This window comes from Niastella sp. OAS944 (assembly GCA_024809215.1).
Taxonomy (GTDB): Bacteria; Bacteroidota; Bacteroidia; order Chitinophagales; family Chitinophagaceae; genus Niastella.
On sequence record JANUBW010000014.1, the window covers coordinates 113,609 to 126,651 of the forward strand.

14 protein-coding genes are annotated in these 13,043 nt (G+C 42.3%); 6 read left to right on the forward strand and 8 right to left on the reverse strand.

The window, feature by feature from the left end:
* Positions 1–173: 173 nt before the first annotated feature.
* Together GGD38_RS35735 and GGD38_RS35740 are read left to right on the forward strand one after the other, a co-directional pair.
* Complete coding sequence (locus GGD38_RS35735; RefSeq protein WP_375303623.1) at positions 174–1,034, forward strand: aminotransferase class IV; 861 nt, start codon at positions 174–176, stop codon at positions 1,032–1,034.
* Positions 1,015–2,328, forward strand: a complete 1,314-nt coding sequence (locus GGD38_RS35740; protein ID WP_375303624.1) for a cryptochrome/photolyase family protein — start codon at positions 1,015–1,017, stop codon at positions 2,326–2,328. Before GGD38_RS35735 ends, GGD38_RS35740 begins: the two co-directional genes overlap by 20 nt.
* A gap of 7 nt (positions 2,329–2,335) precedes the next feature.
* Here the strand turns inward: GGD38_RS35740 and GGD38_RS35745 are convergent, their stop codons facing one another.
* The 5 genes from GGD38_RS35745 to mqnB all read right to left on the reverse strand — a co-directional run bounded on the left by GGD38_RS35745 (position 2,336) and on the right by mqnB (position 6,263).
* Positions 2,336–2,833 carry a hypothetical protein gene (locus GGD38_RS35745; RefSeq protein ID WP_375303625.1) on the reverse strand — a complete coding sequence of 166 codons (498 nt, stop codon included), beginning with the start codon at positions 2,831–2,833 and terminating at the stop codon, positions 2,336–2,338.
* Between the two features lie 69 nt (positions 2,834–2,902).
* Positions 2,903–3,898 (reverse strand): phosphotransferase enzyme family protein, encoded by a 996-nt coding sequence (locus GGD38_RS35750; protein ID WP_375303626.1) that lies wholly within the window; start codon positions 3,896–3,898, stop codon positions 2,903–2,905.
* Between the two features lie 234 nt (positions 3,899–4,132).
* Positions 4,133–4,588, reverse strand: coding sequence for a hypothetical protein (locus tag GGD38_RS35755; RefSeq protein WP_375303627.1), 456 nt, complete (start codon positions 4,586–4,588; stop codon positions 4,133–4,135).
* Between the two features lie 62 nt (positions 4,589–4,650).
* Positions 4,651–5,481 carry a 1,4-dihydroxy-6-naphthoate synthase gene (locus GGD38_RS35760; protein WP_375303628.1) on the reverse strand — a complete coding sequence of 277 codons (831 nt, stop codon included), beginning with the start codon at positions 5,479–5,481 and terminating at the stop codon, positions 4,651–4,653.
* Between the two features lie 128 nt (positions 5,482–5,609).
* Complete coding sequence (gene mqnB, locus GGD38_RS35765; protein ID WP_375303629.1) at positions 5,610–6,263, reverse strand: futalosine hydrolase; 654 nt, start codon at positions 6,261–6,263, stop codon at positions 5,610–5,612.
* Positions 6,264–6,458: 195 nt separating this feature from the next.
* On the opposite strand from mqnB, the gene GGD38_RS35770 reads away from it, so the two are divergent.
* From GGD38_RS35770 to fabD, 4 genes are all read left to right on the forward strand, one after another.
* On the forward strand, positions 6,459–6,869 hold the full coding sequence (locus GGD38_RS35770; protein ID WP_375303630.1) for a 6-pyruvoyl tetrahydropterin synthase family protein: 411 nt from the start codon (positions 6,459–6,461) through the stop codon (positions 6,867–6,869).
* Positions 6,870–6,886: 17 nt separating this feature from the next.
* The gene (locus tag GGD38_RS35775; RefSeq protein WP_375303631.1) at positions 6,887–7,300 is read left to right on the forward strand and encodes a 6-pyruvoyl tetrahydropterin synthase family protein; all 414 of its coding nucleotides are present in this window, start codon (positions 6,887–6,889) and stop codon (positions 7,298–7,300) included.
* A gap of 39 nt (positions 7,301–7,339) precedes the next feature.
* Positions 7,340–7,936 (forward strand): GTP cyclohydrolase I FolE, encoded by a 597-nt coding sequence (folE, locus tag GGD38_RS35780; protein WP_375303632.1) that lies wholly within the window; start codon positions 7,340–7,342, stop codon positions 7,934–7,936.
* Positions 7,937–8,089: 153 nt separating this feature from the next.
* Positions 8,090–8,980: an ACP S-malonyltransferase gene (fabD, locus tag GGD38_RS35785; protein WP_375303633.1), complete on the forward strand. Its 891-nt coding sequence runs from the start codon at positions 8,090–8,092 to the stop codon at positions 8,978–8,980.
* 137 nt (positions 8,981–9,117) lie between these two features.
* On the opposite strand, the gene GGD38_RS35790 is transcribed toward fabD, so the two are convergent.
* From GGD38_RS35790 to GGD38_RS35800, 3 genes are all read right to left on the reverse strand, one after another.
* Complete coding sequence (locus GGD38_RS35790) at positions 9,118–10,434, reverse strand: S41 family peptidase (RefSeq protein WP_375303634.1); 1,317 nt, start codon at positions 10,432–10,434, stop codon at positions 9,118–9,120.
* Between the two features lie 267 nt (positions 10,435–10,701).
* Complete coding sequence (locus GGD38_RS35795; RefSeq protein ID WP_375303635.1) at positions 10,702–11,151, reverse strand: GNAT family N-acetyltransferase; 450 nt, start codon at positions 11,149–11,151, stop codon at positions 10,702–10,704.
* A 94-nt stretch (positions 11,152–11,245) separates the two neighbouring features.
* Positions 11,246–12,925: an amidohydrolase family protein gene (locus GGD38_RS35800; RefSeq protein ID WP_375303636.1), complete on the reverse strand. Its 1,680-nt coding sequence runs from the start codon at positions 12,923–12,925 to the stop codon at positions 11,246–11,248.
* Positions 12,926–13,043: the final 118 nt, after the last annotated feature.

Sequence of the window (13,043 nt, forward strand, 5' to 3'; positions counted from 1 at the left end):
AGACCAAGCCCAGGGAAACGTTCTGTTTGAGCTTTGTTTTGTATGTGAAACATACTCGTTAAAAATGTATTTGTCTGCATACTGGCAATAACAAGACCCGAAGCTGACCTTAATCAAACAAATAAGACATATTGTCCTTTTGTGCATTTGTATTCTTTCCAGAACTTCACCATATGAACAACTGGCTGTTTTACAATGAGGAAATAATACCCGATAGCACGCCCATTTTTACTGCCGGCAACCGCGGCCTTCGATTTGGCGATGGATTGTTTGAGACCATTAAAGTGGTACATGGAGGAATGCCCCTGTTCGATTTACATATGGAGCGTATGAACCAGGGAATGGCTATTTTGGGTTTGAAGCTACAAGAGCATTATACGCCAGATTATATTTCCCAAATGATCCTCGACCTGTGTAGTCAAAACAACATCAATGGCGCCGCCAGGGTTCGTATAACCATTGTACGGGGTAACGGTACGTTGTTCACCACTGATGATGCACATGCTTCAATAGTTATTCAGGCCGAACCACTGGCAAGCGAGTACCTGGCCTTTAATTTAACCGGATTGAAGATTGATGTTTGCCCGGGTATACAAAAAAGCTGCGATCAGTTGGCCAACATTAAATCTAACAACTACCTGCCTTATGTTATGGCTGCACAACACGCCCGGCAACATCAATTGAACGATAGCCTGGTGTTGAACATACATAACCGCATATGCGATGGTACCATTGCAAACGTTTTTCGCATACACAATAACACTATTTACACCCCGCCCCTTACCGAAGGGGGTGTTGGCGGCGTAATGAGGCGATATTTGCTTATGCAATTATCCAAGGCCGGCTATACGGTACAGGAAAAAATATGCACCGCCGAAGACCTGGAGGCCGCCACTGAAATTTTTCTTACCAATGCCCTCTATGGTATTCGATGGGTAAGTGAGTTCCGTAATAAAACCTATTCCAATCAACTTACCGCCCGGTTGTTTAAAGAGATAATCAATCCATTGAACAATGGCCAACACACCCATTAATATATTTTGGTTTAGAAGAGATCTGAGATTAACTGACAATGCGGGTTTATACCATGCACTGAAAAGCAGCAACCCGGTATTGCCCATTTTTATTTTCGATACCAACATCCTCGATCAGCTGCCTTCACAGGACGATCGCCGGGTTGAGTTTATTCATAATACCCTTACTACGCTACAACAACAATTGAATGAACTGGGTTCAACCCTTGTGGTATTTCATGGTACACCCATGGATGCTTTTAAAAAGCTGGTGCAGCAGTATACAATAGAAAAGGTATTCACCAATCACGATTATGAACCCTACGCCCTTGAACGCGATAATACTATTGCCGGCTTTTTGTTACAGAACGGCATTACGCTTCATACCTATAAAGACCAGGTGATCTTTGAAAAAGATGAAGTAGTGAAAGATGATGGCAAACCTTACACTGTATTCACTCCCTATAGTAAAAAGTGGAAGGCCACACTGAATAAATTCTATTTGAAAAGCTACCCTACCGAAAAGTATCATAACAATTTTTATAAGGTGGCAGCAAAGGCAATACCTTCATTAAAAGCGATGGGGTTTAATAAAACAGCTGCCTTATTTCCTCCGGATGACATTGATAACAGCATCATTAAAAAATACGACAAACAACGCGACTTTCCGGCCATTGAAGGCACTACCCACCTTGGCATGCACCTGCGGTTTGGCACTATTAGTGTAAGAGCGCTGGCGCAAAAAGCCATGAAATTGAATGAAACTTATTTGGGTGAGCTTATCTGGCGCGATTTCTTTCAAATGATCCTCTGGCATTTTCCGCATGTAGGTAAGGGGCTGGCATTTAAAGCAGAATATGATTTTATAAAGTGGCGGAACAATGAAGATGAATTTGCGCGCTGGTGCAAAGGAAATACCGGCTATCCTATTGTAGATGCGGGTATGCGTGAGTTAAACGAAACAGGTTTTATGCATAACCGTGTTCGTATGATAACAGCCTCCTTTTTGGCCAAACATTTACTAATTGACTGGCGTTGGGGCGAAGCCTGGTTTGCCGAAAAGCTGCTCGACTTTGAACTGGCCAGCAATAATGGTAACTGGCAATGGGCGGCAGGCTGCGGTTGCGATGCGGCGCCTTACTTCAGAATATTCAATCCGTATTTACAAACAAAGAAGTTTGACCCCGAATTAAAGTATATACGAAAATGGGTACCTGAATTTGAGGAGCTCACCTACCCCCAACCAATGGTTGATCATGAAATGGCGCGCAAGCGTTGTTTGAAGACGTATAAAATGGCGTTGAAGGGGGAGTAAGTAATACCTATAAGGCCTGTTTTTCAATATCGGCCAGCATATCAATGAAAATGGCTTTTGAACCAAGGTCGGTAATGCGTCTTACTTTTTGCGCCAACCATAAAATACCAAGGAACACCGGCAAAAGCATAACCCCAATACTTAAAAGAAAAAAATCCTGTATTAAATCTGATATAAGCCCACCAATTCCATAGCATGCGAGCACAGAAAAGACAAAAGTAGCTGTATAGAATCCAACGCGGTGAAATGAAGGACGCAACTCCAGTTCAACTAAAAGCCCCTCGGCATCCTCTATTATTTTCCCATTTAGCCGGTCCACTTTATTATAGCTTTCTTGTTTACTAATAAAGAATGAAGACTCTGAAAACATCCGCCCCTCGTAATGAGCGCTATGCTCGAAACTATGGAAAGAGTTCCGGTATTTAATCTCCTTATATAACGCATCTTCAAACCGCCGCTTATCAGTGTTTATATGCATTGTCCAGCTAAGAGTAGTTTTCAACATGAATAGCTATATATTAATCCAGGCTATAATAAAAAAGGTGGGCTCTCCGCAAAGAGAGCCGCTAATTTATTATACCGGTTCGGGCAACTGATGAAAACTATACAGTTTCTTTATTACCAAATTAACATACCGCTTCAGGTAAGTTTCGTTCAGGAAAGAGTTGGTCCAGTTTTCAAAGCGGCTGCATTGAACCCCCAGGTAAAAGAAATAAAAACTTACGCTGATAACAGGTATCAGTTTCTTTTCTTCTTCGGGAATAGGTGTAATAGATTCATATCCCTTCAAAAAGTGATCGAGCTTTAACTCGTACATTCCAGGCTCTCTTTCGGTATTGTAGATCTGCATTATATAATAAGCCAGATCGTGCACCAGCCAGCCATTACCACAGAAATCAAAATCAAAGATGGTAACCTCTTCATTGTTATGAATATTCAGGTTATCAAACCATATATCAAGATGCAGGACACCTTTCCGTAATAAATGCGCCGGTGCGTTTAGGTATTGCTGTAACAAATATGGTTGCACCTTTTGCATCCATTGCCCTTCTTCGGTATCGGGGGGGAGGTATTGTTTTAGTAACTCAAAAGAATCGATAAGCATTACCCGGGGTGTATATTGCACCCGCTCTAACGTGAGGCCCAATGTTACCTGATGCATACGCGCCATTATTTGGCCCAGCTTATAATGAAGCGCTTCAGAAAAATTAAGCGTCTTCTCGCCTTTTGCATAGGAGAACAAAACACCCATACGCATACCCTCAGGTGCAGTTATGTATTGAATAAGATTACCCTGCGGATCGGGCAAAGCATAGGAAACGGGGATATCATTTTTCCTTAACAGATCTAACAACCTGAGTTCTTCGGCGATCTCCTTTTCAGACCGCCAGTTTAAACTATAAACCCTAAAAACATATTTCTGTAAATCATCTGTTACCAAATAAACATGGTTAATGGCTGCACGCAATAAACGACAGGTAGTGCCTGCCCCCAAATGATATTGTTGCTGCAGGTACGCAGCTAAATGTGAGGCACTCAGTGTTGAGCACACAACGGGAAAAGGTTGCATAATTGTTTAATTTTTAATATCAGCTAATTGAAAAGAAAAATCCCTTGAAGCGGGATCTGGAGCAGAGGCTGATAAAGAATAGGCAGCGTGCAGAAGACCGATTAGTGGTTGTTCCCGGGAACTAAAATCGGGGCGCGAATATAAATAGTATAATCATTCTAACAAAAAAATATCGAATGCAAAAGTGTTTTTCACTTCTACATTCGACATTTAGTATTCGACATTCGATATTTTCTAGTGCTGCGCCATTCTATTGGCAGTGCTACGCAGCTTATAGTAATAGTCGTCAATATCCTGCCCCGACCTAACCGTTAGTGCAGAACCGTAATTATCGGGTTCAACTGAATAAGTAACACAGGCTTTGTCATATTTACTGCCCGATGCACGGGAAGAAAAATAAGCGTGCAAAATAATTTCATTCTTGTTGAGGAAAAGTATTTCGCCGGTAGAATCACATTTAACCCTTTGTTTGGGATCGCGCTTACCTGTGATCAGATCTTTATAAATATTAATTTCTGTTTCATCTGTAACTGCTTCAGCCAGAGTATCGCCATGATTAAAGAACTTCAATTGAACTTTATCTACATCCTTTAACAGGTCGGCAAAATATTTTTTGCCTTTGTTTTTGTGTGAGATACTGCTACAAGAGACCATTGTTAAAAACGCTAAACCAAGGGAAACATTTTTCATATTATAACTTTTACAGTATGGCAACCCGGTAATTCTGCAAAGGGTATACCATATTCCCCAACCTATAGAAAGATATTTTCGGTAGTTGGATTTACCTGTTTTAATTGGCTGTAAATATCAAGAAAAGTATTCACTGCTGCTTTACCATCGGCCCCCAATTGTAAAGAATAGTTATTAACATACAGATCTATATGCTGGCGCATTACCGCTTCACTCATTTCCTGCGAATGTTGTTTTACATAATCAGTAATAAGCGGGTAATTTTCGAATGCATACTCGAGGCTGCGCTTTATTAAGCCATCTACTTTTTGTTGCAGGGCACTATCGAACGATCTCTTCATTACAATTCCCCCTAATGGAATAGGATTACCTGTTTGTCGTTCCCAGTATTCGCCCAAATCAACCAGCTTATGTAACCCTTTTTGCTGATAAGTAAAACGGTTTTCATGAATAATAACGCCGGCATCAACATCGTCATTGAGCACAGCATCTTCAATGGCAGAGAACACCATGAATTTCTTTTTTATGGCTTTGGGGTACGCCAGTGAAAATAGCATATGTGCGGTCGTATGTTCACCCGGTACGGCAATGGTCATTTCATTCACATCTTTATTTTCAGCACCGGTCTGTTTGGTTATTAACAAAGGCCCTACCCCTTTGCCTAACGCGCCACCTGCATTTAATACTATATATTTATTTAGCAATAACGGTAATACGCCATAACTGATCTTTGTAACATCTAACTTACCCTGCAATGCCCATTCATTAAGCGTTTGCACATCTTCCAACACGGGTTGAAAGCTCAATCCTTCAGTATCGATCTTATTATTCACAAGTGCATCGAAGATAAATGTATCGTTCGGGCACGGAGAAAAGCCTATTTTAAAGGTCATAGCGGTATAATTACTTTATTATGTGGTTCTAATAATCTGTTACAGGTTTCAGGTTACAGGTTTTCTCTTAACTTTTTTTTCTTTCCCTGCAACCTGTAACATGTAACTTGTAACAATTGAATAGTCAATTAAAAATTCTCAGTTACAATCTGTGCTAATTTTTCATTAAGCACTCCTATAGCATCTTTCATCTTCCATTTAGTTTTATCGCGTTCGCCTACGAAATTAGAAATAGCGCGTAATTGTATAAATGGGATCTTTTCTGTTAACGCTACATAATGAAAAGCAGCGCCTTCCATCGATTCAACAACCGGCTGGTACTTTTGTTGCAATTGTTGAATACGTTCGGGACGGGTGCTTATTTCACTTATGGTTACAGACTTCACCAATGGCAGCTTTTGTTGTTGCAGTAATTCAGGATTATTATTTACAAGGCTTTTGCCAGTATATGGGCCGGTGATCTGTGGCAGCCCCATATCAAATACATCTTTAAATTCATTATTCTCTTCTACCCCCAGATCGCCGGTCACTTCTTCATTTACCAATACAATGCTTCCCGGTGGATAACTGGCAGAAAAACTGCCGCCGATACCTGCCTGAATCAGCATATCGGGCCGTTTATTGCCTATGGTCTTTGTAAGCCAGTATGTGGTGCTCATACTGCCAATTCCGGCTATCAGCACATTGAACCGGTTGTTGCCAATTATGCTGTCCCGTTCGGCCAAAAGGTTTATAGTAGGTTGAATTTCAAAGTTCGTTGCAGCTATTAACAAAATATCCATGGTGCAAAACTAAGGGAATACAGGTTGCCGGTCACCAGTTACCGGTTGCCTGGCCTTAACTCCAGGACTGCCAATTAATAGCAGGCTTATTACCTGGCAACTGGTAACCGGTACCCTGCAAAGCGGAGAATTGCCTATAATAGTACTGCCAAACTAAAGTAAGCGTTACCTTTGCGGCAAATTTTCACGACAACAATGGTGTATTTGACTCGTGTTGAACACTTTAATGCAGCCCATAAATTGTATAACCCCCAGTGGACCAAGGAACAAAATGAGCTGGTTTTTGGAAAATGTGCCAATCAGAACTGGCATGGCCATAATTACGAACTTTATGTAACCGTTAAAGGCAGGCCCAACCCCGATACCGGTTTTGTGTGTGATGTAAAAGAATTAAGCCGTATAATAAACCAATACGTAACAGAACAATTAGACCATAAAAACCTTAATGTAGATGTGCCTTTCATGAAGGACCAGCTTTGTTCAACCGAGAACCTGGCTATTGCCATCTGGAAGCAACTACAACCACATATACCGGCTGGTGCGCAATTACATGGTATTAAACTGTATGAAACACCACGCATTTTTGTGGAGTATTTTGGAGAATAAGTTTTATTAAAAATAACATGAGCAGAAAAGTAGCTGTTTACCGTAAGGAACATTTTAATGCGGCCCATCGCTTATATAATCCTGCCTGGGATATGGCTAAAAACGATGCCGTGTTTGGCAAATGCAATAATCCCAGCTTTCATGGCCATAACTATGAAGTAGTGGTTAAAGTAACCGGTGAGCCCGATCCTGAAACAGGTTATGTGATGGACATGAAAATACTAAGTGAGCTTATCAGGGACCAGGTGCTTGAAAAGTTCGATCATAAGAACCTTAACCTGGATACTGAATACTTCAGGAACCTGAATCCAACAGCAGAAAATATTTGTCTGGTGATCTATGATCTGCTGAGGGAAAAAATTGATCACCGGCTCGATGTGCAGGTGCGGTTGTATGAAACGGAAAGAAATTTTGTAGAGTATCCTGCTTAGTTCCGCATAAACGTTAAGAAAATATTTAAAACAACGGAAATGGCTTATAATAAAGTTGACCAATACGATGAAAAGATAATGCCGGAGCTGATGCATCATTACCGCGAAACATTATCGCTGCTGGGTGAAGACCCTAACAGAGAAGGCCTGGTAAAAACGCCTGAACGTATGGCCAAGGCTATGCAATATCTTACACAAGGGTATGAAATGGATGCAAGGGCTATTTTAGCTTCGGCCAAGTTTAAGGAAAGTGTAAGTGAAATGATATTGGTGAAGGATATTGAATTATATAGCATGTGCGAACATCACTTATTACCATTTTTTGGAAAAGCGCATATTGCCTATATTCCTAATGGGTATATTACCGGTCTTAGCAAACTGGCCCGGGTAGTTGATGTGTATGCCCGCCGTTTGCAGGTACAGGAGCGCCTTACTACTCAAATTCTGGATGCTATAAAAGAAACCCTGCAACCCCTTGGCGTAGCAGTGGTTATTGAGGCATCGCACCTTTGTATGATGATGCGTGGAGTACAAAAACAAAATTCCGTAACCACCACATCGGCATTTTGGGGCGAGTTTGAAAGAAACGAAACCCGAAGTGAGTTTATGAAACTTATATCATCGCGCTTACATTAATAATTATTTATTAGTCAGCGGTGCGCCTTTGGAAATCAGCCACAGCGCGTAAGAAAAAAAGTAGGACATATTATTAACACGAAGGTTTCTTTATTCTTTTTGGATAGTTAAAACCTTTGTGGCATTTTTGTTTTTTAAACCCCTTTTAACATTATGACACATGCTTTTGTGTTCCCGGGACAAGGCTCTCAGTTTCCGGGGATGGGAAAAGACCACTATGAAAACAGTGCTTTTGCGAAAAGATTATTTGAACAGGCGAACGAGATTGTGGGGTTTCGTATTTCGGATATCATGTTTAACGGTACTGAAGAAGACTTGAAACAAACCAGGGTAACCCAACCCGCCATTTTTCTTCATTCCGTTATTGCGTTTAAAAGTATTGATAATGCACGCCCCGAAATGGTTGCCGGTCATTCACTTGGTGAGTTTTCGGCATTAGTGGCCAACGGAGTATTAAGCTTTGAAGATGGATTAAAACTGGTGAGCATCAGGGCACAGGCCATGCAAAAAGCCTGCGAAAGCAATCCATCGACCATGGCAGCAGTATTAGGTCTTGAAGATGCCAAAGTAGAAGAAATTTGCGCACTTGTTCAGGAAGAAACCAATGAAGTGGTTGTGCCGGCCAATTACAATTGCCCCGGGCAGTTGGTAATTAGTGGTAGCAATAAAGGTATTGAAGTTGCCATCGAGCGGCTGAAAGCTGCCGGCGCCAAACGCGCCCTGGTATTACCAGTAAGCGGCGCCTTTCACTCTCCTTTGATGGAACCTGCCAAAGCCGAATTATCAAAAGCTATTGAAGCTATCACTTTCTATCATCCTAATTGCCCTGTTTATCAAAACGTTGTGGCTAAAGCCGTGGGCAACAAAGAAGATATTAAACAAAACCTCATCGATCAGCTTACCAGCGCAGTAAAATGGACCCAAAGTATTAAAACCATGATCACTGATGGGGGCACTCATTTCACTGAATGCGGCCCCGGTAAAGTTTTACAAGGCCTTATAGGCAAGATCGACAAAAAAGTAACTACCGACGGAGTAAGTTAAAGGCTGGTTGACATGTTAACTAGTTGACGAGTTAACTAGGAAATATAACAGCTTTACAGATCGTTACCCCCTAAAATGCTTAAAAAGAAAAGAGCCACGATACAATCGCGGCTCTTTTCTTTTTTATAATATATCTATTATCTAATCATTCCTTTAAACCTGGGCCGCCCAACCCGTTCATTCAACCCAAGCACTTCTTCGGTTAATGCCATGCGTTGTTGTGGGCTCACCGCCATGCGGGGCGCATAGTTGCCGTTGTTTATAAAGAACAATACGGCATTCAAGCATCCTTCACTTTGATCGCCCCAGTCTTTATCTAAACCATCTGCTTGCTGGTGACTAAGACTTAACCCATTAAAATAATTGCCTTCGCCATTTTTATTTACTGTACGAAACGATACGGGGAATATATACCAATCGAATACCGAAATAGGATAAAAGCCCACAGGTTTACCATGTGTGCTCGATGGCCCTATGAGGTGAACATCCATATAAGGCATTAAACTGTTTATAAGCAATTCACTGGCCGAAGCGGTATTCTGACTTACTATAAAGAAAAGACGGTTAAGATCGAGCGTACCTTTTTTTGTAAAGTTCTGGGTAACGTTGTAGGAGCTATAGTGATCGTTAAACTCCTCGGTCAACATTACCTTATGGTCTGCCGCTGCCGGCGCCAGGTAATTGGCCAACATATTTTGTACCGAAACATATCCGCCACCGTTATACCTAAGGTCAACTACCAGGTCATTCACATGCTCGCTGCTGAACTTATTGAAAATACGGGTAAACTCATTTTTGATCTCAACAGTATCGCCCAGGAAGGAGTTGAATACAAAATAACCGGTTTTACCGGCGCCTGTTGTATATACTGAATCAAACAACAGGGGATGTTCTTTGTATGAAGACGCTTTTAGTGTAATGGTAGTATCGGTGGCATGGGGCCGTTCGAACAAAAACGAACCAACGGAACTGTTATAAACCGCCTGTACAATACCATCGGCATTGGTGGAATTTATATTGGGGTTACCATTGATCTGTTTAATATGCCAACTACGTCTGATACCTGCCTTGCCTGCAGGTGACTCAGGTTCAACATACGACACCCGCAGATCGGTATTGGTAAGAAAAAAGATGTTCATTCCAAAATCGCCACCAACGCCTGAGCTTAGAGCGTCCCAATCGCGTTTAAGCATGGCAAAACTCCAGCGGTCAACCGGCATATTGAAACCGGGCTCAGTACTAAAGGCCCGTATTGCCTGCATAACGCCATTAGGATCTGTGAAACTGTGTGCATTGAAGGTTCCGGGAATATTATTGTGCCACAGGTAAATATCCCGTGCATAGTTTGCCGCCGTGTCGTTCTTCACTTCACTGCTAACTATGTCGTGATCTTTTCTGCAGCTTACCACAGAAAGCCCTATAAAAATTACAGCTCCTGCTACAATAGCTTTCATACAATAACCCGAACTTTTTCTATGTGACCTTATCTGCTATAAAGATGATCATTCAATGGAACATTTCATAGAGCGGAAAACATAAACCAGATAACTTTAACAAGTTACAAATATTTAGGGGAACAGCGTGAAAAGTGAAAGTTAAGTTTTATATGGGAAAACAGGTGGCGGCAGAAGGCCGAAGTATGAGGTAGGAAGTAAGAAGTAGGAAATACAAAAATTCAGGATCTTCAGACTTCGTATCTCCTGCTTCTTACTTCTATTAAATTAAACCGTAATACTGCAATTGATCCACTCAGGATCGAAGCTGGCTTTATACTTTTTATAAAAGTTAATGGCCGGCTCGTTCCATTCAAGCACCTGCCAGGTAATACCGTTGAAATTCCTTTCTTTAGCTTCTACGATCAACTGATCGAAAAGCAATTTACCCAGTCCTTTGCCCCGCATTTTTTCTGTAACAATCAGGTCTTCGAGGTACATACGCTGTCCTTTCCAGGTACTATAGCGAATGTAATACATGGCAAATCCTTCAACCTGTCCGTTGGCTTCGGCCACAAAAGCCCACCAAACCGGTTGGTTTCCAAAACCACTTTCAACAAAATGCTCCATACTAACCGTTACTTCATGAGCCGCTTTTTCATATACAGCCAGCTCATTTATTAACTCCAATAACCGGGGACAATCTTCTTTTACAGCACGACGAATCTTTATATCCATATATGTTTTAATAGTGAATGTTAGACATTTTTCGTTTTAAAGAGTCTTTCGTTACCAGTTACCGGCTTCCAGTTGCCGGGGCCTGGTAACCGGCTTACCGGTAACCGGGACCTTTCACGAACCGGCCAGGTTTGGCGCCGGTATGTTCGCCATCTTTTAATACCACTACCCCATTTACCAGTACATGCACCATGCCTGTTGCAAACTGGTGCGGCTTATCAAAGGTGGCGTGGTCTGCAATAGTGGCAGGGTCAAAAATAACCACATCGGCATAATTACCCTTTTTCAGTTCGCCACGGCGGACAATACGTAAGTTTGTTGCCGGCAGTTTGGTGAGTTTGCGAATGGCTTCTGCCAATGAAAGCACATTTTCATCGCGTACATATTTTCCCAGCAAACGTGCAAAATTGCCATAGGCCCGGGGATGACAGTTGAATTGCAGAAAAACGCCCTCGGGTGTATAGCTACCTTCGTCACTGCCAAAGCTCATCCACGGTAACTGCTGTTGCTTTTTAATATTGGCCTCATCCATTAAAAAATATATTGATTCAATACGTGAGCTATCCTGCACCACCAGGTCGAGCACCGTTTCTTCGGGTTGCCTGTTCCTGATGCGGGCAATATCGGCCAACGATTTACCAGTATATTTTTTAAGACTATCCTGGCGAAAGCCAACCAGCAAAATACGATCGGGCGAACCGGCAGCTACATAAAAATTCTCCCATGCCGTGGTAGGCGTATTCATATCGCGAATAGTTTGTTGCCTAATGGCGGGGTCTTGCAGGCGGGTACGCAGTTTTCCAAAACCACCATCCTGTAACGCGGGTGGCAAACAAGCCGTTAGTCCGGTACCACCGGCAACGTAATTGTACATATCGGCGGTAATATCCAACCCATCGGCGCGCGCCTTTTCTATGCGGCTAATGACACTGTCTATTTTATTCCAGTTGCTTTTACCGGCTGCTTTCAGGTGATATATTTCAGCGTGAATATTAGCCTGTTTGGCAATGGTGACCAGTTCTTCCAACGCCTCATATAATTGCGTGCCTTCGCTGCGCATATGCGAAATATACGAACCGCCATAGCGCGATGCTTCACTACACAATGCTACCAGCTCATTGGTCTTTGCAAAAAATGCAGGTGGGTATATAAGGGAAGAACCAACACCCAGTGCCCCCTCCTGCATAGCCTGCGCTACCAGCTGTTTCATACTATCCAATTCGGCAGGCGTAGGCGCCCGGTCAACTTCACCCACCACATAACGGCGAACTGTAGTGGCGCCTACAAAAGAAGCGATATTGCAGCTTACGCCTTTATGTTGCAGATAGTTGAGGTATTCGCCCAATGTACTCCATTCTACTTTATACTTAACAGCAGTTTGGTACTGCTCCATTTCCTTCTTCATGGCTGGTGTTAATGGCCCCATACTTTCTCCTTCGCCCATTACCTCCAGGGTTACACCTTGTTTTATATCGCTCTGCGAGCGGCCATCCTGTACAAGCGATTCGTTGGCCCAGCTTAGCATATTTATAAAACCGGGGGCAACAGCCATTCCTTTGGCATCAATAAACTTTTGCGCATATGCATTGCTTAAATCACCAACAAAAGCAATGGTATCGGCATTAATGGCCACATCGCCCTTGTAAGGCTTTTTGCCACTGCCATCGAAGATCATTCCATTGCGAATGATAAGCTCATACTTATTATCGGATGAAAGTTTGCATGAAAGGCACGTTGTAAAACAAACAGCGGATAACCAAAGAAAGTGCTTCATATTGGAAAATGTTACAGATTTTAAACTGTTACAGGTTACAAGTTGCAGGTTGCAGGGAATACAACTGGAAACAAACGCTTTCAGAGTACAAGCCCTGCAACCTGAAACCTGCAACTGG